Below are 231 nucleotides of genomic sequence, written 5' to 3'. Positions count from 1 at the left end.
TTAAATTTTTGGAGAAATCTAAAGTATTATTATTGGAAGTAATTTCTAAAGCTTCAAAAGCCCTGTCTTTAATAGTATTTAAATTAGGAGTACTGGAAAAATCAAGTTTATCGATTTTAGCTAGTAAGAAAGCTTTATGTTCGATGGTTTCTAAAGCAGCAGGTAAAGTTACACTACCGGTAAATTGAGAAAACATAAGATTAGGAATTTCTTTAAGGTTAGGGGGTAAAA

General features: G+C 29.4%; 1 protein-coding gene. It reads right to left on the bottom strand.

Features of this window, described 5'->3' with window-relative positions; all coding sequences use genetic code 11:
- Positions 1-231, bottom strand: a 231-nt coding sequence (locus GFU93_RS04240) for a leucine-rich repeat protein (RefSeq protein ID WP_160567523.1), incomplete at both ends; no start/stop codon positions are given.

This window comes from Apibacter sp. B3546, from assembly GCF_009827885.1.
Lineage (GTDB): Bacteria > Bacteroidota > Bacteroidia > Flavobacteriales > Weeksellaceae > Apibacter.
Note: the sequence above shows the minus strand (reverse complement) of the source record. Positions and strands in the feature narration are given on the sequence as shown.